Source organism: Burkholderia sp. L27(2015) (genome assembly GCF_009765705.1).
GTDB lineage: Bacteria > Pseudomonadota > Gammaproteobacteria > Burkholderiales > Burkholderiaceae > LMUX01.
Window position 1 is genome coordinate 1390355 of record NZ_LMUX01000021.1, and the last position, 20398, is coordinate 1410752.

The 20398-nt window shown below is 59.9% G+C and carries 19 protein-coding genes; 13 read left to right on the forward strand and 6 right to left on the reverse strand.

The features are described from left to right. Positions 1-3 precede the first annotated feature (3 nt). The 3 genes from ssuC (at position 4) to GSQ77_RS24600 (ending at position 2809) form a co-directional block, all read left to right on the forward strand. Positions 4-792: an aliphatic sulfonate ABC transporter permease SsuC gene (gene ssuC / locus GSQ77_RS24590; protein ID WP_158905703.1), complete on the forward strand. Its 789-nt coding sequence runs from the start codon at positions 4-6 to the stop codon at positions 790-792. Between the two features lie 21 nt (positions 793-813). After that, the gene (locus GSQ77_RS24595; RefSeq protein WP_254067767.1) at positions 814-1704 is read left to right on the forward strand and encodes an ATP-binding cassette domain-containing protein; all 891 of its coding nucleotides are present in this window, start codon (positions 814-816) and stop codon (positions 1702-1704) included. Positions 1705-1867: 163 nt separating this feature from the next. Next, complete coding sequence (locus tag GSQ77_RS24600; RefSeq protein ID WP_158905707.1) at positions 1868-2809, forward strand: TauD/TfdA family dioxygenase; 942 nt, start codon at positions 1868-1870, stop codon at positions 2807-2809. Between the two features lie 84 nt (positions 2810-2893). On the opposite strand, the gene GSQ77_RS24605 is transcribed toward GSQ77_RS24600, so the two are convergent. The 4 genes from GSQ77_RS24605 to GSQ77_RS24620 all read right to left on the reverse strand — a co-directional run bounded on the left by GSQ77_RS24605 (position 2894) and on the right by GSQ77_RS24620 (position 6193). Then, entirely contained in the window at positions 2894-3562 is a 669-nt protein-coding gene (locus GSQ77_RS24605) for a nucleotidyl transferase AbiEii/AbiGii toxin family protein (protein ID WP_367889690.1), read from the reverse strand. After that, positions 3559-4050, reverse strand: a complete 492-nt coding sequence (locus tag GSQ77_RS24610) for a helix-turn-helix transcriptional regulator (RefSeq protein WP_158905711.1) — start codon at positions 4048-4050, stop codon at positions 3559-3561. Before GSQ77_RS24610 ends, GSQ77_RS24605 begins: the two co-directional genes overlap by 4 nt. A gap of 97 nt (positions 4051-4147) precedes the next feature. Next, complete coding sequence (locus GSQ77_RS29670; protein ID WP_254067769.1) at positions 4148-4549, reverse strand: hypothetical protein; 402 nt, start codon at positions 4547-4549, stop codon at positions 4148-4150. Between the two features lie 249 nt (positions 4550-4798). Then, positions 4799-6193 (reverse strand): selenium-binding family protein, encoded by a 1395-nt coding sequence (locus tag GSQ77_RS24620; RefSeq protein WP_158905713.1) that lies wholly within the window; start codon positions 6191-6193, stop codon positions 4799-4801. A 359-nt stretch (positions 6194-6552) separates the two neighbouring features. On the opposite strand from GSQ77_RS24620, the gene GSQ77_RS24625 reads away from it, so the two are divergent. The 7 genes from GSQ77_RS24625 to GSQ77_RS24655 all read left to right on the forward strand — a co-directional run bounded on the left by GSQ77_RS24625 (position 6553) and on the right by GSQ77_RS24655 (position 14316). Then, positions 6553-7662, forward strand: a complete 1110-nt coding sequence (locus GSQ77_RS24625) for an ABC transporter ATP-binding protein (RefSeq protein WP_158905715.1) — start codon at positions 6553-6555, stop codon at positions 7660-7662. Positions 7663-7737: 75 nt separating this feature from the next. Then, a complete protein-coding gene (locus GSQ77_RS24630; protein WP_254067770.1) occupies positions 7738-8808 on the forward strand; it encodes an extracellular solute-binding protein in 1071 nt (356 codons plus the stop codon). Positions 8809-8873: 65 nt separating this feature from the next. Beyond that, complete coding sequence (locus GSQ77_RS24635; protein WP_158905719.1) at positions 8874-10199, forward strand: LLM class flavin-dependent oxidoreductase; 1326 nt, start codon at positions 8874-8876, stop codon at positions 10197-10199. Continuing rightward, on the forward strand, positions 10196-11980 hold the full coding sequence (locus GSQ77_RS24640) for an ABC transporter permease subunit (protein ID WP_158905721.1): 1785 nt from the start codon (positions 10196-10198) through the stop codon (positions 11978-11980). Before GSQ77_RS24635 ends, GSQ77_RS24640 begins: the two co-directional genes overlap by 4 nt. 54 nt (positions 11981-12034) lie before the next feature. Next, on the forward strand, positions 12035-12760 hold the full coding sequence (locus GSQ77_RS24645) for a class II aldolase and adducin N-terminal domain-containing protein (protein ID WP_158905723.1): 726 nt from the start codon (positions 12035-12037) through the stop codon (positions 12758-12760). Then, entirely contained in the window at positions 12750-13256 is a 507-nt protein-coding gene (locus GSQ77_RS24650; RefSeq protein ID WP_158905725.1) for a flavin reductase, read from the forward strand. The genes GSQ77_RS24645 and GSQ77_RS24650 overlap by 11 nt, the downstream gene beginning before the upstream one ends. Continuing rightward, complete coding sequence (locus GSQ77_RS24655; protein ID WP_158905727.1) at positions 13222-14316, forward strand: D-2-hydroxyacid dehydrogenase; 1095 nt, start codon at positions 13222-13224, stop codon at positions 14314-14316. Before GSQ77_RS24650 ends, GSQ77_RS24655 begins: the two co-directional genes overlap by 35 nt. 39 nt (positions 14317-14355) lie before the next feature. Here GSQ77_RS24655 and GSQ77_RS24660 read toward each other — a convergent pair whose 3' ends face one another. Further along, positions 14356-16002, reverse strand: a complete 1647-nt coding sequence (locus GSQ77_RS24660) for an MFS transporter (protein ID WP_158905729.1) — start codon at positions 16000-16002, stop codon at positions 14356-14358. A 124-nt stretch (positions 16003-16126) separates the two neighbouring features. On the opposite strand from GSQ77_RS24660, the gene GSQ77_RS24665 reads away from it, so the two are divergent. The 3 genes from GSQ77_RS24665 (at position 16127) to GSQ77_RS24675 (ending at position 18590) form a co-directional block, all read left to right on the forward strand. Continuing rightward, positions 16127-17020: a LysR family transcriptional regulator gene (locus tag GSQ77_RS24665; protein ID WP_158905731.1), complete on the forward strand. Its 894-nt coding sequence runs from the start codon at positions 16127-16129 to the stop codon at positions 17018-17020. 103 nt (positions 17021-17123) lie between these two features. Beyond that, complete coding sequence (gene ribA / locus GSQ77_RS24670) at positions 17124-17771, forward strand: GTP cyclohydrolase II (protein WP_158905733.1); 648 nt, start codon at positions 17124-17126, stop codon at positions 17769-17771. Between the two features lie 90 nt (positions 17772-17861). Continuing rightward, positions 17862-18590 (forward strand): FadR/GntR family transcriptional regulator, encoded by a 729-nt coding sequence (locus tag GSQ77_RS24675; RefSeq protein WP_158905735.1) that lies wholly within the window; start codon positions 17862-17864, stop codon positions 18588-18590. Between the two features lie 48 nt (positions 18591-18638). On the opposite strand, the gene GSQ77_RS24680 is transcribed toward GSQ77_RS24675, so the two are convergent. Further along, positions 18639-20381 (reverse strand): IlvD/Edd family dehydratase, encoded by a 1743-nt coding sequence (locus GSQ77_RS24680; protein ID WP_158905737.1) that lies wholly within the window; start codon positions 20379-20381, stop codon positions 18639-18641. Between the last annotated feature and the right edge of the window lie 17 nt (positions 20382-20398).

The window sequence follows — 20398 nt, forward strand, 5'->3', positions numbered from 1 at the left end:
ACCATGGCGTCCGCACTCTCTACACGCATCAATTGGCTTAGACGGATATTCCCGTGGATACCGACGTTGGTGCTCATCGCGGTTTGGCAGTTGGCATCCAGTCGCGGCTGGATGTCGAACCGGATTCTTCCGGCCCCGCTCGGGGTCGCCAAGGCGTTCTGGACGCTGACGCTTTCGGGGGATATTTGGGCGAACGTCAAGGTCAGTTCATTGCGCGCCTTGGCGGGTTTCGTCATCGGCGGTGGTCTGGGTTTGGGCTTCGGCTTGCTGACCGGTTCGTTCAAGACCATGGAAACGCTGTTCGACACCACGCTGCAGATGGTGCGCAACATTCCGCCGCTCGCCTTGATCCCGCTCGTCATTCTCTGGTTCGGCATCGACGAGAGCGCCAAGGTGTTCCTGGTGTCGGTCGGCGTATTTTTCCCTTTGTACTTGAACACGTTTCACGGCATACGCTCCGTCGATCGAGGGCTGCTGGAAATGGCGCGCAGCTATGGGCTCTCGGGCTGGCCGCTATACCGCGACGTGATACTGCCCGGTGCTTTGCCGTCGATCCTGGTGGGCGTGCGTTTCTCGTTGGGATTGATGTGGGTGATTCTGATTGTGGCCGAGACCATCTCCGCGCAGTCCGGGATAGGCTACATGACGATGAATGCGCGCGAGTTCTTGCAGACCGATGTCATGCTGGTCGGCATTTTGCTGTACGCCGTGCTGGGCAAGTTGGCGGACCTGTTGGCGAATGGCCTGTCGCGGTACTGGCTGCGCTGGCACCCCAGTTACCAGGCTAACTAAATGAAACAGCAGGGGATGATCATGCAACACGCTGGTCTGGAACGTGACGTTGTCTCGGCGACGGTTCGACGCGCATCGCTTGTCGAGCAGCCGCGGCAATCGGGCATTGCGGTGCAACTGCGCGGGGTCGGCAAGGCATACGGTGAGAAAACCATCCTGAACGCAATCGACTTGACGATTCCGCCGGGCGAGTTGGTTGCGATCGTCGGGCGCAGCGGGAGTGGCAAAAGCACCTTGCTTCGTCTGCTGGCCGGATTGGATAAGGTAAGCGGCGGGACTGTCGCTTATGACGGGGTTTCGAGCGCCGCTTCTGATAAGGGCATCCGAGAGGATGTGCGCGTGATGTTTCAGGACTCGCGTTTACTGCCCTGGAAAAAGGTGCTGGCCAATGTCGCGTTGGGCTTGCCCAGGAGTCGGCATCAGGAGGCGCGCGGCGTGCTGGAGCAGGTTGGTCTCGCCGATCGTGCCGACGATTGGCCCGCCCATTTGTCGGGAGGACAACGACAACGTGTGGCGCTGGCGCGCGCGCTCGTGCATAAGCCCCGGCTGCTGCTGCTCGACGAACCCTTGGGCGCGTTGGACGCCCTGACGCGGATCGAAATGCACGCGCTGATTGAGCGCATATGGCGTGCCAATGGCTTTACGGCGCTGCTGGTCACGCACGACCCTGCCGAGGCCATCGCGCTTGCCGATCGCGTATTGCTGGTCGAGGACGGTGCGATAGCCATGGATTTGCGGGTGGATTTACCGCGACCGCGTGCATTGGGTTCGGCTGCGTTCGCGGCGCTTCAAGATCGTTTGTTGCGACGTCTGCTTCAATCCGACCCTGCGGCCCCTGTCGCAGAACCCGCTCAAGATCTGGGCGATATTTCGCTGCAACGCACGGTAAGCGAGGTTCGATGGGCGATTTAGAGGATCCTGACAGTTCACGGCGCCGGATCGCGCAGGGCCGTGTGCTGGGAGGCAGAGCTCTATTTTCCGTATCGATCTATCGATAGCGGATTTTCTTCGTTGCCTGGCAATTCGTACGTGGCTACCGTTAACGATTCCGCAATCGGGCAGGGCAGTACAGCGTATGAACCAATCAACCGTTTTGACCAGGCCGGACCTGGATTCGGGCCTCTCCTCAGTTAAGCAGGCGTCGGTAAACGCATCGGACGCATCGAACACACTAGAGATCCGCGCGTTCGACGCGCCGCTAGGCGCCGAGGTGCTGGGGCTGGATTTGTCGCGCCCGCTCTCCGATAGCGATTTCGCGCAGCTGCATCGCGCTCACCTCGACCACCACGTGCTGGTGTTCCGGGATCAACGCATCACGCCCGAACAGCAAGTGACGTTCAGCCGCCGCTTCGGCCCGCTCCAGATCCACGTGCTCAGGCAATTCCAACTTGCCGGCCATCCGGAGGTTCTGGTCGTGTCGAACATCAAGGAAAATGGGCAGCCGCTGGGCTTGGGCGATGCAGGGCATTTCTGGCATTCGGACCTTTCATACAAGGAAACGCCGAGCTTGGGGTCGCTGCTGCACGCGCAGGAACTGCCGTCCGAAGGCGGCGACACGTTGTTCTCCAACATGCATCTGCTGTGGGATACCTTGCCCGCAGAGTTGCGTCGCGCAGTCGTTGGCCGCCGCGCCGAGCACACCTACCTGGCGAAATATGCGGAACTGCAGCGGCGCAGCCCGTGGCGGCCGAACCTGACCGCCGAGCAAGTCGCCGAAGTCAAGCCGGTGATCCACCCGGTGATACGCACTCATCCGGAGACAGGCCGCAAAGCGCTGTTCGTCAGCGAGCACTTCACCACGCGCATCCTCGACATCCCCGAAGACGAAAGCCGTGCGCTGCTCGATGCACTGTTCGAACACGTTGCCCGGCCGGCCAACATCTATCGCCATGTCTGGCGCGAGCACGACATGGTGTTCTGGGACAACCGTTCGGTGCAGCATCTGGCTAGCGGTTGCCCGGACCATTTGCGCCGCAAGCTCTTTCGCACGACCATCGAAGGCGACGTGCCGTTCTAAAGCATCTGCCGACGTGGCACGCTGCGGGTTTGCCGATTGTCGAGCGCGACTACGAACACATCTGCGCACGGTGAGTATGAACTGTCAGCTTGGGAGTTGATCGAGGTAACGAATAATCAGCCCGGCCGCATGTTCAAAGGTCGGGCTGTAGTTGATTCGCTGAATACTGTTGAATTGCGTGATGAAGTTGTCGCTCGGTGAGCGCAGATGTTCCAAAAATGCGTCAAGGTGCCGACGCATAAATGGAATCGCATCAATCAAGGCATCTGGTTCGCGTTCAATGACCATTGCCAGATCAAACACGTCCCGGGCCGTCGCGATGGCTCCGCGGTGATACATCTTCTTGGCAACGATCTCAGCTGCTGTTTCGACGCGAACCTCGCGGCCGCATAGTTCCCATAGCTCATAGGCCCTGTCACCAGACAGCAGGTTTGGCGATGCCACGAAGTCGATCTCCCCTTCCTCGAGGATGAGCTTTACGAAATTGGCAGCTTCGATATATTGCGAGTTACATATCTCCTCGGCGACGGCACTAAGGCGCGGGCTCACGTAGTTCAGGCTTTGCGGATCTGGAACGAAGATATCGATGTCTTTGCTGAACCGATGCTGATAGCGAAGCATCAGTACCGTTCCCCCGCCGAAAGTAAAGAACGGGTTGGCGACGCCGCCGTGCTTTGATATTTCGTCAGTCAGCGCGAGCGCATGGGGAAGTAATTGTTGCCACAGCCCCGGCACCGGATCTATTTTCTTCAAACCCAAAACGTCCTCCGGCTGTCTGAATGGGTTTTTGCGAGCATGGCGACATTGCGCCATATATCGGTCGGTGCCTTGTGCTCTAGCGCCGCAACTTCTTCGACAGCCATGATGACCAAGCTGACCGGCGCCTCGTCCAGCAGGTGCCCAATATGTGCCTCATACCCGCTCGGCGCGTATCCTGTTGCTAAGGCCTGTTCCAGCATGCCCTCGGTCAATTCACCGGCGTAGCTGACGCTGGACGTTTTTGCTGCCATCCATAGTCCACGTTTGCGCTGTCTTGCCGCAAGCGACAGAGTATCGAAGCTGAGCCCCAAGACGTCCAGCAGCCTCGCGACTCGCTCGAATCCTAAGTCTTTTAGCGAGCCGGTTTCAAGGCTTTGGACCGTTTGGCGCGATAGATTGGCGAGCCGGGCAAGGCGTACTTGAGTGAGGCCGAGCGCTTCCCGGCGCTCGTGCACGTGCTTGCCCAAAGTCAAGATGTTCATCAGATCGGCCTCCTTTGCGCCAGTATAGCCCATGAGAATGCCTAAAATATTAGACATTTTAGGGCAACCATGAAGGTAACGCCCAGGCAGAGAATCGCTATCCAGCGATCACCAGTGCCGATCCTGTAGCCACGAGGGTTCCACACCACAACCATTCGAAGTTGATCCAGCCGTGCCGAAGAACGCCTAGCCCGAGTACTTCATAGGCCAGGAGCGCGGCCAAAGCTGTCGTCGCAGTGCAGACTGCCGTATGTATTGTGACAAACGATATGATGAACAGTAGCGTGGTGTTACTGCCAACTGCGGTGGTGCATATGGGTAGCAAGGCTGGCACGAGCATCAAGCCTGCTCCATGCATCGTCGCCATTCCCGCTGACCACAACGTAAGTCCGAAAAACCCGACGGTCATGCCGACTCGCACACGATGACGGTGCCCATATTTCAGGTGATAGATGGCCCAGGCAATCATGACTGCGCCGAGAATCTCGTGAATTCGCATTCTCGGCTCCCAAACGTTCAGAGCTGCAGCCGACGAGGCGATGAGAAGAATGGAGGCCGCATGTCCAATAGCAAGAGGCGGTAAAGCAGCAAACAGAAAAGTTCGGCTGCCTCGTTGCATAGCTAATGCAGTAGCGAACAACCAGCCCATGGCTGGATTGATCCCGTGAAAGATTCCACTCGCGACGATCACCGTCCATGTCATCGGGGAGTTGGCATCAAGCAGCGTATGCATGCTGTGTAGGCCGGCTTAAGGGTAGCAATACGAGTCGGAGGAGCAATCGCCGCCCTCAAGACGAATCTGATGCGGCCGATGCGTTTGCGGCCATTCGACGAAGAAGCGCTCGTCGAATGCCAGTCCGCCGTCGGGGCCCGCATCGAGCTTTACCATCCATCCATTGATACCGTCCGGATAGAACTGTTCATCGATTGCGCCATAGAGTGAGTTGGTGAAATAAACGCGCTTGCCGTCGCGACTGACTTCCACCATTTGCGGGCCGCCGTTCAGGCTACGGTCACCCGCTTGCGGATGCGCCGCGCGAGCGGCGATGCCGCCGATCCGTACACAGCCCGTGAGTTTGGGAGTGTTCGGGTCCGACACATCGTATTGCCGTAGATCACCTGTTCCCCAGCAAGCCACGTAGAGAAAACGGTCATCCAACGATAACGCGATATCGGTCACGAGCGGTGGCACGACACCAAACCCCTTGAGCAAGGGAGGTAACAAGTCGGGGTCGGTCGGCTCCGCCGGAATCTCGATGATTTTTCGCGCTGCCCACGCGTCGCCGTCGCGGTACCACATCCAGATCGACGAGGACAGGTCGTTGAGATTGATGACCGAATTGACGAAGCCGTAAGCCCGGGTGGGATTGTGCGCAGGCCGCAATTCAAAGACCAGTTGGTTTTCACTGCCGAAATCGAGGACTTGTTTATGCCGGCGCGTATGCAGATCCCAGAAGTGAAGCCTGTGGCCATACTTTCCGCCCAGCAGTACCTCCGGGACTAAACCATTCTCGAACGTTGCCGGCAGCCCCCACTCGCTTGTCACCATGGCGTCGTAGCCGAGGTGCCACCACCCATCGTAAGCCAGCTCTTGCGGGCCGCGTTCGATTTCCCATTGACCGAGGATGTCGAACGTCTCGGGGTTCATCAGGAAAATGCCTCCAGGCGCCTCCCCGTCCGCGTTCGCGAGGGCAACGACGTAGATGCCTTCAGGGCCGCAATGAATGGTGTGTGGACGCGTATAGCCGGCTCTATCGGCAACTTCCTTGGGCTCGAGTACGCGCACGATGCTGGGCCGGCGCGGGTCGGGCTTGGTGTCGAGTATATGAATACGTGACGAACGTAAGCCGGGCACGACGAGGTAACGTCTTTCCATATGAGCATGCGGTGCATTTGGACAAAGACACGAACTGCATGCATTCCAGCCGAAGTGATGCAGTTCGTCACCGACGTTTGGCATTGCGATTCGGTTGACGATACTTCCGTACCCGGGCGATGCAGGATCTAGATCGATAACATCGATGGAATCAGGGACTTGTCGCGATGGATCGAAACTCGCGACATAGGCCAGCGTCTCTTTGGCGGCGCTGCCCGCCATACGGGCGGAGGGATAGAACGTGGGATCAGGTTTCCAGGTGGACATGGATCTTTCTCCAGTTTGCTGGTGATTCTTCTACCCAAGAGGAAGCGGGTGTAGCTATCTTAGAGTCGCGTTCGCATGCCTGCAATGATCTTCTTTCCCTGGGCCATACACGGGGTCACTTCTTCGGCCCATGTCTCGACCGAACTGGCGCCACACAGTTAACCTGACCCCTTTGCATATGTAAAGACTATGCATTGAATGGGAAAACAATGCTTCCACCTTTAATTTGACTTGTTAAATTGCCGTGATGGAAGGCTAGTTAGCAGGTGCAAAACATAAGAGTCGGCATTCGAAAGTCGGGTCTACTTAGCGTAGGTGGGTAGTGATATGACATTTTCTTTTCGTGCGGGAGCTTCGCCATGTATGGACTGGTGAGTGTAGCCGACGGGGCACAGTCTCTGCCTGCTCAGGTATTGACGCTCAAAATGCGCACCGAGGGGCTATCGAAAAATTACGGTAGCACGGTGGCTCTGCATCCGATCGATCTTGAGGTAAAAGCCGGTGAACTCCTAACGCTGCTCGGGCCTTCCGGCTCGGGCAAGACCACGCTGCTGCAGATCATCTGTGGACTGGTTGAACCGACCACGGGCAAGCTGTTCATCGATTCGCAGGATCGCACCAAGGCCCTTGTGCATGAACGCGACATCGGTGTGGTGTTCCAGAACTACGCGCTCTTTGCGCATCTGAACGTCTACGAGAACATCGCATTTCCGCTGCAGATGCGGCGCCTCGCCGGCAGCGACATCAAGCGCCGCGTCATGCGCGCGCTGGAGATGGTGCGACTCGAGACGTTCGCCGAACGCTTTCCACGCGAGCTGTCAGGCGGCCAGCAGCAGCGGGTCGCGCTCGCGCGCTGCCTGGTGTACGAACCGTCACTGCTGTTGATGGACGAATCGCTGTCCGCACTCGATCGCAAGCTTCGTGAAGACATGCAGGTGGAAATCAAACGCATCCATCGCGAAACGGGCACCACCATCATCTTCGTTACGCACGATCAGGAAGAAGCGCTCGCGCTCTCCGATCGCGTATGCCTGATGAACGCGGGACGTATAGAACAGATCGGCACGCCCCAGGCTATCTACGAAACACCGCGCTCGTCCTTTGTCGCCGACTTCATCGGCGTCTCCAACAAATTGAGCGGCAAGCCAGGCCGCGACGGCTGGCTCGTCACCGCCGACGGCAACGTCCCGCTGCCCGGTGATAGCGCATCACGCGCAGCGGCCAATGCACCGCAGGCGATGATCATCGTGCGCCCCGAACACATCCGCATCGACGAGGCCAATGAGGGCTACGTGCGCGGTCGGATCGTCGAAAGCATCTACGGCGGTTCGCAGACACGCTTGCTCGTGCAATTGCAAAGCGGTGCCGTTCTGACGGTCAGGCAAATGGCCGGGACCGGTTCCCGGTCGATCGGCGACGTCATCTCGCTGCGCTGGCAAGCGGAACACTCGCTTTTGCTCGATCACTAGGCATTGCGCCGAGCGTGCTTGCAGCAGTGGTACTTAACCAACGCAACATCCTGTAACCCCATCGGAGCAATGAGAGTGAGCGCTATCATCAAGACCAGTCGCAGGCAGTTCATCAAGACCACGGGCGCCGCCGGCTTGGCGCTCGGTTTCCCAACCATCTGGACGCAGCGCGCGAACGCGGCTGAACCGCTGACGGTCGCGGACAACGGCGGCGCGCTCGGCCCCATCATGCGCACCGCGTTCTACGACCCGTTCGAGAAGGAAACGGGCATCAGCATCGTCAACGTCGCGCACGAGTCCGACCCGGTGACGCAATTCAAGCTATCGGTGGATTCAGGCTCGCACATCTGGGACCTGGCGATGGTAACGCCAGACAACGTGCTGCGTCTCACCGATCAGAAGAACTATCTCGCCCCGCTCGATATCGCTTCAAGCGACGGCAAGGGCATCCTCCCCGGCATGCTGACCAGCAACTGGTTTGGTTTTTCCATCTACGGCGTGGTGATGGCGTATCGCACGGACAAGTTTCCCAAGGTGGCACCCGCCAGTTGGCAAGACTACTGGGACCTCAACAAATTCCCGGGCCGCCGGGCCCTGTTTCGCCAGCCGATTGGTCTGCTCGAAAACGCGCTGCTCGCCGATGGCGTAGCACCGAAGGATATCTACCCGATCAACGTAGACCGCGCGCTGAAATCGCTCGACAAGGTCCATTCATCCATCAACGTCTGGTGGGCCAACGGCGCACAGAACACTCAACTGCTGCAAAGCGGCGAAGTCGACTTGTCGGACACGTGGAACGCCCGCGCGCTCGCCGCAATCTCTGCGGGTGCGCCGGTCAAGATCGTCTGGGAAGGCACTTACAACGTAGACGGCTGGTCGATCCCGATCGGCACGCCGCGCTTGAAGCAAGCCCAGCAGTTCGTGCGCTTTTGTATGCGGGCCGACCGCCAGGCCCAGTATTCGAGTCTGGTTGCAAATGGTCCGAGCAACAACGACGCGTACAAGCTGATCGATGCGAAGCGCGCCGAGTTGTTGCCCACCTACCCGAAGAATTTTGAACGTCTGACCCGCCGCGACACGGCGTGGTGGGGCAAAAACTTCGACTCGGTCAACGAGAGATTCCAGGAATGGCTGCTGAATACGTAAGCAACGCACGTAAGCAAACCCCCTGACTTACCCCAAGGAGACTGCGCATCATGGCTGACCAACACATGGCCCTCGGCGTGCTCGTGCATGCCACGGGCTCTCATCCGGCATCGTGGCTGCAATCGGAGGCACCCCGCGATGCGTCGACCAACATCGACTACTATCGCCGTCTCGCTACGCTCGCCGAAACGGGTCTGCTGGATTTGTTCTTCATCGCCGATACGCCCGCCGCGCGCACCGAGAAACTCAACGTCTACACGCGCTATCCGCTGTTCATGAATTGCTTCGAGCCGATCACGCTGCTCTCGGCGCTATCGGGATCGACGACGCACATCGGCTTGGGCGCGACGGCTTCGACGAGTTTCTACGAGCCGTATAATCTGGCGCGCCAGTTTGCGTCGCTCGATCACCTGTCGCACGGACGTGCCGGATGGAACGTGGTGACGTCCGCGAACGACTACGCGGCGAGAAACTTCGGGCTCGACAAGCTGCCGCCGCATGACCAGCGTTACGAACGGGCGAGGGAATTCTTCGACGTCGTATCGAAGCTCTGGGATACCTGGGAGGACGACGCGTTTGTCGGCGACAAGGCGCAGTGTAAGGTCTTCGAGCCGGAGAAGTTCCACACCACGGATCACCAGGGCAAGTTCTTCACCGTATACGGCGGCCTCAACATCAAGCGCGCGCCGCAGGGCCGGCCTGTGATCATCCAGGCGGGATCGTCGGAAGACGGCAAGTCGTTCGCCGCCGAAACGGCCGAAGTGGTGTTCTCCTCCGACCCGACACTTGAGAAGTCGCAGCGCTTCTATGCCGATCTCAAGGGTCGCATGCCTGCGTTTGGGCGCGCGCCGGAGGAAATGAAGGTCCTGGCGGGATTGTCGGTCATGGTGGGCAGCAGCGAGGCCGAAGCGCAAGACAAGTATCGCGAGTTGCAGAGCCTGATACACCCGGACGTCGGCCGCATGCGTCTTGGCGCGGACCTGGAACTCGACCTCACGAACTTCCCGCTCGACGAACCGATCCCCGAGCACATGATTCCGCAGAAGGCCAACCTGCATCAGGCCTACTTCAACCAGATCGCGACCATGATCCGCGAACAGAAGCTGACGCTGCGGCAGCTTTACTCAAGCTATGAACGCGGCAAGGTGACCTTGTGCGGCACGCCCGAGCAGATCGTGGATCATATGGAGGAATGGATCGACACCCGGGCCGCGGACGGTTTCATGCTGGCCTTTCATGTGCTGCCGAACGATATGACCGACTTCGTCAAACTCGTCATTCCCGAATTGCAGCGGCGGGGGCGTTTTCGCAAGGAGTACAGCGGCCAGACACTGCGCGAGAATCTCGGCCTGGCGAGGCCGACGAACCGTCACGCCCGGGATTCGCGATGAATGCATCGGTGGTGAGTACTGGCGAAACGCCATCGCGATCCCGCGGAATTACGCTTGGGCCGCTTTGGCTGACGTTGCCGGGCGTGCTGTTCCTGCTCGCGTTTCTCGTCTATCCATCGCTCAGGCTGCTCTCGCTATCCGTGATTCAAAACGGCACGGGCGCATTCTCCCTGTCGGCGTTCGCGCGGTTCTTCGGCCCCAGCGTCTATCGGCAGGTGCTACAAACCACCTTTTCGATTGCCCTGCAAACCACGGGCTACTGTCTTGTGTTCGGCTATCCGCTCGCTTACTGGTTGTCCGGCCTGCCCAAACGCCGGCAACAAGCGGTAGCCCTGCTAGTGCTGCTGGCGTTCTGGACCAGCACGCTCGTCAAGAGTTTCGCGTGGCTCGTCCTGCTTGGACGCAACGGCTTCGTGGCGGACGTCATGCACGCCCTGGGCTTTTCCGGTGGCGACCGGCTGCTCTTCAATCGCCCAGTCGTGATCTTCGCGATCAGCCATACCCTGTTGCCCCTTGCCGTGGTAACGATGTTGCCGGTGATGAACCAGATCGACCGGCGCATGTCGTTGGCCGCCGCCACGCTCGGCGGCGACCGCGCGCAGGTTTTCTGGCGGATCTTCTTCGTCTCGTCGATGCGTGGTGTTGCCGCAGCAGGCCTGCTGGTGTTTATCGGCGCGCTTGGCTTCTTTATCACGCCCACGCTACTCGGCAGCCCGCACGAGATGATGTTGGGGCAATTGATCATCGTCCAGATCAACGAATTGCAGAACTGGCAGCTGGGAAGTGCGCTGTCGGTGGTACTGGTGAGCACGGCGCTCGTGAGCTGCTTTATCTACAACTTGATCTTCGGCATGTCCTCGCTCGCCGACGATCGTCACGCAGTGCGTTCATCGCATCACCGTCATCTGCGGCGCTTCGGCAATCGAATCGTCAATGGTCTTGGCCTCGTGTTCTCGCATGTGCTCGGTGTCTACGATCGTCATGTGCGGCCAGTCACGCGTGTGAGCCCGCTCGCCGTGTATTCGTGCGCGGTGATTTTCGTGCTCCTCTTTCCCATCGTCGCGATCGTACCGATGGCGTTTACGGCTGACACCTTCCTTTCGTTCCCGCCCAAAGGCTTCAGCTTGCGCTGGTTCGAAGCCTACTTCGAATCGCCGCTATGGATAGGCGCGACAGTGCGGTCGTTCGGCATCGGGCTGGTGACCGCACTCGTCACGACTGCAATCACGACGCTAGCAGCGCTCGGCATCGTACGCTCGAAGACACGCGCAACGGGCGCGCTCTTCTTGCTGTTTCTCCTGCCGATGATCATCCCGTCCATCATCACCGCAGTCGCCCTGTTCTTTCTGTGTGCGCACATCTCGCTCGTCGCGACCAACCTAGGCATCATCATCGGACACGTGTTGATCGCCATGCCCATTGTGTTCGTGATCCTACTCACGACGTTCAAAGGCCACGATTGGGCGCTCGATCATGCGGCCGGCACACTAGGCGCGAATCGCCTGCAAGTGCTGCGGCGCATTACTCTGCCGTCGATTAGGAACGGACTGGTCGCGGGGTTCGTGATCGGCTTCCTAACGTCGTTCGAGGAGTTGACGGTGGCATTGTTCATCGGCGGCGGCATCAAGACGACACTTCCCAAGCAACTCTGGGACGACATCCTGCTGCAGGTCAATCCAACCCTCGCGGCGGCGTCGACGGTCATGCTGGTCGTGGTCACCATACTGTTTCTCGTGCTTCAGCACGTGCATCCGCGTGGCAAGAGCGCCGCGGCGGCATGACATTCCATGCACGGGAAGCCCTCCAATCACTTCAACGTAGAGAGTTTTTGTTAAATGGATGAACATCAGCTTCGAATCGATCTCGCGGCCGCATTTCGCTGTTTTGCACGCCTGGGAATGCACGAGGCGGTCGCCAATCATTTCAGTGCGGCAGTGTCGGCCGATGGTCGAAAATTCCTGATGAATCGCAAGTGGCAGCACTTTTCGCAGATCAAGGCGAGTGACCTGCTGCTCCTCGATGCCGACGACGGCGAAGAGCTGGCCGGGCACACCGACGTTGACCCCACCGCATGGGCGATTCACGGACAAATTCACCGGCGTGCACCGCACGTGAGGGTCGCGCTGCATCTGCATCCGGTCTATGCAACGGCCATTGCTTGTTTGAAGGATCCGCAGATCAAGCCGATCGAGCAGAATACCGCGCGCTACTTCAATCGGGTCGCGCTCGACACCGCGTTCGGTGGCATGGCGGATACCGCGGCCGAGGGCGCGCGTCTGGTCGAAGCGCTCGGCGACAAGTCGCGCCTGATGATGTGCAATCACGGTGTCCTGGTGACCGCATCGACCGTGGGCGAAGCGTTCGACGACATGTACACGCTTGAGCGCGCTTGCCAGATCCTCACGTTGGCCTATTCAACGGGACAGCCCTTGAATCTCCTCTCTACCGAAGTGGCCGAGAAGACGGCGCGCGACTGGGAAGGCATCGTGGATTTTTCGATGGCGCACTTCGAGGAGATGAAACGGATTCTCGATAAGGAAGAGCCTTCTTATGCTGACTGACATGAACACGAAGGAAGTATCGCTGGGCGCGTTTCGCGACGCGATGGCGCAATTGGGGGCGGCAGTCCACGTCGTCACGACGGATGGCGAAGGTGGCCGCGCGGGCTTCACGGCGTCGGCCGTCTGCAGCGTAACGGATACACCGCCCAGCGTTCTCGTTTGCATCAACAGGACTTCGTCCGCTTACGCCGCGATGAAGGCGAACGGTGTTCTCTGCATCAATACACTGAGCGCGGAGCAGCATGAGATATCGAGCGCCTTTTCTAGCAAGCAGCCGATGGCCGCACGCTTTGAGCACGGCGAATGGCTAGCGCGCAACGGTCGGCCGCCGCTTCTGGCTGGGGCGATCGTCTCGATCGATTGCAAGGTGGTCAGCCAGGTGCCGGTCGGGACGCACGACATTCTCGTTTGCGAAGTCAGCGAGATTCAGGCCAATACGCGCTCGGGAATTCTGATTTACTATGACCGCAAATATCACCGGATCATTCGGGACTGAGCGCACTTTGTACTCAAGCGCTCACTCATGTCACTCATGTCACTCAACCGATTTTGATCCAAAGAGTGCAAAGAAAATGTCAAACCGGCCTTTGAGCATATATGTCGAGAACTACACGACTGACGAGCATCGCGCCATTGCCAAGGAACAAGTCGAAGCCTGCTTGCGCGACGTTGATGCGCCGCTGAACATTACAATGGGTTGGCATGCGACGCCGGATGTGAAAGCCTTGGCGATCTCGGATTTTATCGTGGCGCCCCGTTTCAACACCGCGGCCATTTTGCAGCATGCGCGCAATCTGAAACTCGTTCATTGCATCAATGCCGGCGTCGAGCGCTACATGCCTCTGGATTGGTTGCCGGTGGGCGCCGTGCTCACGAATAGCCGTGGCATTCATGCAGTGAAAGCGCGAGAGTATGCGTTGATGTCTCTGCTCATGCTCAATACGCGCATGCCAGTCTTGGCGGATGCAAAGCGTGCGCGCATATGGAAACCCGAATTTACGACGCCAATTCTCGGCAAGACCGTGGTTGTCGTTGGCACCGGCGGCATCGGTGGCGCGATCGCGGGTGCTGCAAAGAGCTTGCAAATGCGCGTGATCGGGGTCAACAGGTCAGGAAACGAGCATAGCGATTTTGATGAAGTCGTCGCCCAAGAGCGTTTGGAGGAGGTATTGCCGTATGCCGATTTCGTCGCCCTTGCTTGCCCATTGACGATTGCGACGCGGAACCTCTTTTCTGAAGATCGGCTTGCTTTGCTCAAGCAGGGCGCTGGGATCCTGAATATGGCCAGAGGCGGCGTCATCGACACTGCCGCATTGATTCGGATGCTCGAGGAGAAGCGGCTGTCGGGCGCTGTCGCCGATGTGTTCGATCAGGAGCCGCTTCCCGAATCTTCTCCTGTCTGGGACGCTCCACACCTCATCGTCACGCCACACATTTCCTGTGACTCTCCTGTGGGTTACGTCGACGCCGGGCTGGCTATATTCGGCTCAAACGTCAGGAGCTTGTTGGCGGGCCGTGAGGTCACAAACCGTGTGGATCCTGATCTGCAATATTAGCGGGGGGCATACGTCGGGGCAGCGCGGTGCTTCCAGCGTCTATCGAGCTGATGGCGTCGACGCCGCGGCCGTGCTCGCGCGACCATAAGCACGACCGGCGAGCATCCACACACCCAACGCCGCGCACGCTGCGACTATCCCCGCGATACACAGCGCCGACGCGAAACCGCTGGCAAAACTCTCGCGTGCTACCGCCAGGACCGCCGCGCGCAGATCCTGCGGAATACTGCTCACCGCTTGCGCCGCGTCGCCCGCCAAGACCCTGGACATGAAATCGGGGTCGACATGTTCATGCACCCCCGGCATAGAGAGCAAGCTAGGCTCGAGCGTAGTGCGGGTACGCGCGGCAAGCGCTGCGCCAAGCACGCCAACCGACATCACGATCGCAGTGAAGCGGGTCGTTGTGCTGATACCCGAGGCCATCCCTGTGCGGTGCGCAGGCACGCATGCCATGATGGCCTTTTGAGTATCGCCGTTGAGCACGCCGGCACCCAGGCCGGTCACACAAGTGGCGAACGCGATCAGCACAAAACGCGCATCCTGCGCCACGAACGCCGTCAACAGATTGCCGACCGCAATCAAGGCGAGTCCGAGCACCAGCAGCGCAGTGCTGGAGAAACGCTGCGAGAGCACCGCGCCCAGGCGCGGCCCCAGGATCATGCAGATGGCGAAAGGCAGCATGCCGACACCGGCGGCGATGGCGGAAAATCCGAACGCGTTCTGCAAATAAAGCGGCAGGAACGTCATCATCACCTGCGCGCATGCTGCGTAGCCGAACATCGCCAGCACGGCAGCCACGAAACGACGTTGCTTGAATAACGACAGGTCGATCATGGCGTGCGCGCGAACGCGCTCCAACGACAGGAACGCGATCAACAGAACCACACTGGCGGCGAATCGCGCGGCCGTCGCCCAACTGGTCCAGCCATCCGATTGGGTGCCGATCAGCGCCCAAATGCCAATTGCCAGCGCGAGTCCAAACAAGGTACTGCCGGCTACATCGGTCGGTCCCGCATGCGGATTGCGAGACTCGCGTATCGAGTAGTGCACGGCTACGACCAGCGCAATGCACACTGGCAGATTCAGCAGGAAGATCCACCGCCAGCCCAGCCATTGCGTGATCACGCCGCCAATCAAAGGTGCAATCGTGGTGGCGAGGCCCATGCACATGCCCCAGATAGCCCAGGCGCGAGCGCGCGGCGCGCCCTCGTGGAACGTGTTGGCGATTACGGCGAGCGCGGACGTGAGCAGCAGTGCCGCACCCACGCCTTTCACCGCACGCGAAATATTCAAGAACAACACGGACGGTGCGATAGCGCAGCCCAGCGAAGCCAGAAAGAACACGGCGAGCCCGAGCAGCAGCATTTTCTTGCGACCGAGCCGATCGGCCAGGCCGCCGGCCGGCAGCAGGCAGGACGCAAACGCCACCATGTAGGCGCTCACCACCCATTCGACGTCGGCAAAGCTGGCATGAAACGAACGGGCAATCGAAGGTAGCGAAACGGCGACGACATTCGTGTCGAGGATGATCAGTGCGCACGTGGCCGAGGCCGTCGCCAGGACAAAGTTTGCGGCGCTGCGGCTCAGTGGGGTCGGCGGCGTCGGCGCGTGGGCATCGGCGTCGGCGTTAGCTTCGGCGTTGGCTTCGGTATGAGGCGGCCGTTCGATCGACGTGTCGTGCTGCATGCTTGTCTCCCGCAAATATTCAGGTCCATCTTGGGTTGATGCTCAGGTAAACCATGATAACGTCTCACCTATATGTCCGTCATTGACATAGAATCACTAAATAATTAGCTTTTTTGTCAATACCATGCCGACGCTGGAACTTCGTCACATGCGCTGTTTCATCAGCGTTGCCAAGCACTTGCACTTCTCGCGAGCGGCCGAGGAATTGGGCATCGCGGCGCCGTCGTTGACCAAATTGATCCAGCAAGCGGAGCAGCTTCTCGGTGTGCGCCTGTTTCTTCGGACCAAGCGCACGGTCGCATTGACGGCGGCGGGCAGCGCCTATCTCGCCGAGGTGCTCACGGCGTTCGAACATTTGTCGCGTGGCGAAGAGCTGGCTGTGCTGGCCGAGCGGGGCGAACTGGGCAGGATCGAGGTGGGCTTTATTTCGTCGGCGGCGTACGCCGGGGTGCTGCAGCATACGATCCGCGGCTTCAAGAAGAGCCATCCGCGCATTGAAATCGGCATCCACGAAGTTGTGATGGAGCGCATCACGTCGATGCTGATCGACGGGCAGTTGGACGTTGCCTACTTGCGCCCGCCGATGCACTACCCGGAGAGCATTCGAGCCATCACGGTCTATCGGGACACGTTTATCGCCGCGATACCCGCCGATTCGAAGCTCGCCGCGTTGCAAGAAGTGTCGCCGTCGCAACTGCGCGACCAGACGTTTGTGGTGCCGGAGCAAGAGTTCGGCACCTTCGAAGTGGCTCGCCGGGGCCGCTTTGTACCGACGGTCACGGCTCGACCCGGGCCGTTGTCTGCCGTGCTGGCGCACGTTTCATTGGGCGGGGATGTAGCCATCGTGCCCCGCACGCTGGCCTTGTGCGTAACGTTGCCGGGCGTCGAATTTCGGCCCATCACCGGCAAACCGGTGTCCTCGGAAGTGGCGATGGCCTATCGCCGGCACGAGCGCGCGGCTGCCGTCCAGGCGTTCCAGCGCTATGTGATGCGCCTTGTGGCACAGTCCCCTGACTGAGCGCGGGGCCACGGGCGGTGCGGTTCTCAAATTTGCTCTATAGTGATCGAAGCATTCCGCTTACTTTCTTTATCCCGTCTCGAGCGGGAATCTGCTTATAAATATGACTACGTCTTGCGATCCGTCGAATGAGGACGGCAATACCACCGGCGAGTGCGTTGTTCTGCAAGCTGTTGCCACGTTGCCCACCAAATATGGGGCATTCACGGCTCATGTGTTTCGCGTGGTCGACGGCGGCGCCGAACACCTCGCGCTGGTAATGGGCGATGTTGCCGACCAGAAGTCGGTCCTCACCCGTTTGCACTCCGAATGCCTGACCGGGGATGTGCTCGGTTCATACCGTTGCGACTGCGGCGAACAGTTGGATCTCGCGCTACGTTATATCGCTGCGGAAGGTCGCGGTGTGCTGCTGTACTTGCGTGGCCATGAGGGGCGCGGCATAGGGCTGAGCAACAAGATCCTCGCCTACGCGCTTCAAGAGCAAGGCCGCGACACGGTGGAAGCCAATCTCGACCTGGGCCTGCCGGACGATTCGCGCGAATACGATTCCGCGGCGGCGATCTTGCGCATGCTCAAGGTCACCTCCGTGCGGCTGATGAGCAACAACCCAGCGAAGTTCGGCACCCTCGCCAAACATGGCATTCCGGTGTGCGAACGGGTTGCCCTCGTGATCCCGATGCGCGAAGAAAACGAGCGCTATGTGCTCACCAAACGAGCCAAGTTCGGGCATTACGTGGACGAGAACGACTAAGGCTCTCATCTCGCGGCATTTTGCACTGTAAGCTCGGTCGATATAGTCATACAATATAGACCAAGTTAACCTGTCAATTGCCCGCGAATAATGAACTATCGCCATCCGCATCAAGGCAAGAGCATGCACAGCCGCATCGTGCAGGATCTTGGTATCGACATCGTCAGCGGCAAGTTAGCGCCGGGCGAACGGCTGCCTGCCGAGGCGGGTTTATGCGCAACCTATGGCGTAAGCCGTCCCGTGCTGCGGGAAGCGACGCGCGTGCTGGTCGCGAAAGGGCTGGTCATCTCCAAGCCGCGCGTGGGCAGCATCGTGCGCCCGCGCGTCGACTGGCATATGCTCGATCCCGATGTGCTCTACTGGACCATGAGCCAGGTTCCGGAGCACGATTTTTTCCGCTCGGTGCTGACGGTGCGCCGCATCATCGAACCGGCGGCGGCAGCGCTTGCCGCGAGCTTGGCCACGGACGACGACGTGCGCCGCATCGAGACGGCATATCGGAAAATGGAAAGCGCCGCTACACCGGAGGCGCTGCTGGAGCCCGACTTGCAGTTCCATCGCGAGATCATGGCCGCGACACATAACGATCTACTCGCGTATATCGGCAACATGATGTCGCTCGCGCTGTCGGAGTCGATCAAGCTGACTAACAGCCATCCCAATGCGCACGCGCTGTCGCTGCCTCGTCACAAGGCTATCCTGACCGCGATTCAGAGCCGCGATCCGCTCGGCGCGCGCCAGGCCAGCCTGGTTCAACTGGAAAGCGCACGCGCCGACGCGGACAGTCTTCGCGAGCTGACCATGTCCGCTGAGCCGTAAGAGCTGTAGGTGGAGCGCTCCGTAGCGCAGGCTCCACGTTCTATCGCGTCAATGCGAGTGGCTGGGGACTTCCGAGCCGCGGCAACCGACGAGAAAATCAAAGTCGCACCCTTGATCCGCCTGCAGCACATGCTCGACATACAGCTTGCGGTAACCGCTGGAGTCGGCGGCCAGGGGCCGTTGGTTCTCGGCCCAGTCGGCCAGCCGGGCCTTTAGCTCCGCGTCGGGAATATCGAGCTGCAGGCGACCGGCCAGCGCATCGAGCTCGATCCAGTCGCCGTCCCGTACTACGGCCAGCGGGCCTCCGGCGCGGGCTTCCGGTGCGACGTGCAACACCACCGTGCCGTATGCCGTGCCGCTCATCCGAGCGTCCGACACGCGCACCATATCCGTTACGCCCTGCGCAAGCAGCTTGGGTGGCAAACCCATGTTGCCGACTTCGGCCATGCCAGGGTAGCCCTTCGGACCGCAATTTTTCAACACCATTACTGAGTCCGCCGTGACCTCCAGATCGGGATCGACGATACGCGCCTTGTAGTGCTCCAGGTTTTCGAACACGACGGCCTGACCACGGTGGCGCAACAATGCCGGCGTGGCCGCCGACGGCTTGATCACCGCACCACTCGGCGCAAGATTACCTCGCACTACGCATAGGCCGCCGTCGTCGATCAAGGGATGGGCGAGCGGACGTATCACTTCGTCGTTATAAATCGGCGCCTCGCGGTTGTTGTCCCAGAGCGACTGGCCGTTGACCGTGAGCGCTTGCGGATGAGGGAGCAGACCCGCTTCACCCAGGCGGCGCAGCACGGCCGGCAAGCCGCCCGCATAATAAAATTCCTCCATCAGGAAGCGGCCCGAAGGCTGCAGGTCGACCAGCGTTGGCGTGCCGCGACCCACGCGAGTCCAGTCGTCGAGTTCCAGCTCGACACCGATACGCCCGGCGATCGCCTTCAGGTGTATCGCCGCATTGGTCGAGCCGCCGATCGCGGCATTGACGCGGATCGCGTTCTCGAATGCCGCGCGCGTCAAAATTTTCGAGAGCTTGAGGTCCTCGTGGGCCATCTGCACGATGCGCATCCCGGACATATGGGCGAGCACATAGCGGCGTGCATCGACTGCGGGAATCGCGGCGTTATGCGGCAAGGTCACGCCCAGTGCTTCGGCCATGCAGGCCATGGTCGAAGCGGTACCCATGGTGTTGCAGGTGCCGGCCGAGCGCGACATGCCGGACTCCGCCGACATGAACTCGTGCACGCTGATCTTGCCCGCCTTTACTTCTTCGCTCAGCCGCCAGACCGCCGTGCCGGAGCCGATGTCGAGGCCGCGATGTTTGCCGTTAAGCATCGGGCCGCCGCTGACGACGATTGCAGGTACGTCGCAACTGGCGGCACCCATCAACAGTGCCGGGGTGGTTTTGTCGCAGCCGACCAGTAGCACGACGGCGTCGATCGGATTGCCGCGTATCGATTCCTCTACATCCATGCTGGCAAGGTTGCGCGTGAACATCGCGGTCGGGCGCAGGTTCGACTCGCCGTTGGAGAAGACCGGGAATTCGACCGGAAAGCCGCCCGCTTCGAGCACGCCGCGCTTCACATGGTCGGCCAGCTTGCGAAAGTGTGCGTTGCAGGGCGTGAGCTCAGACCATGTGTTGCAGATACCGATGATGGGCTTGCCTTCGAACTCATGGTCCGGAATGCCCTGGTTTTTCATCCAGCTTCGGTGCATGAAGCCATTCTTGTCGGCCGTGCCGAACCATTGCGCCGAGCGCAGTTTGGAAGTGCTTTGTGTCATCTTGTTCCGTTCAGATC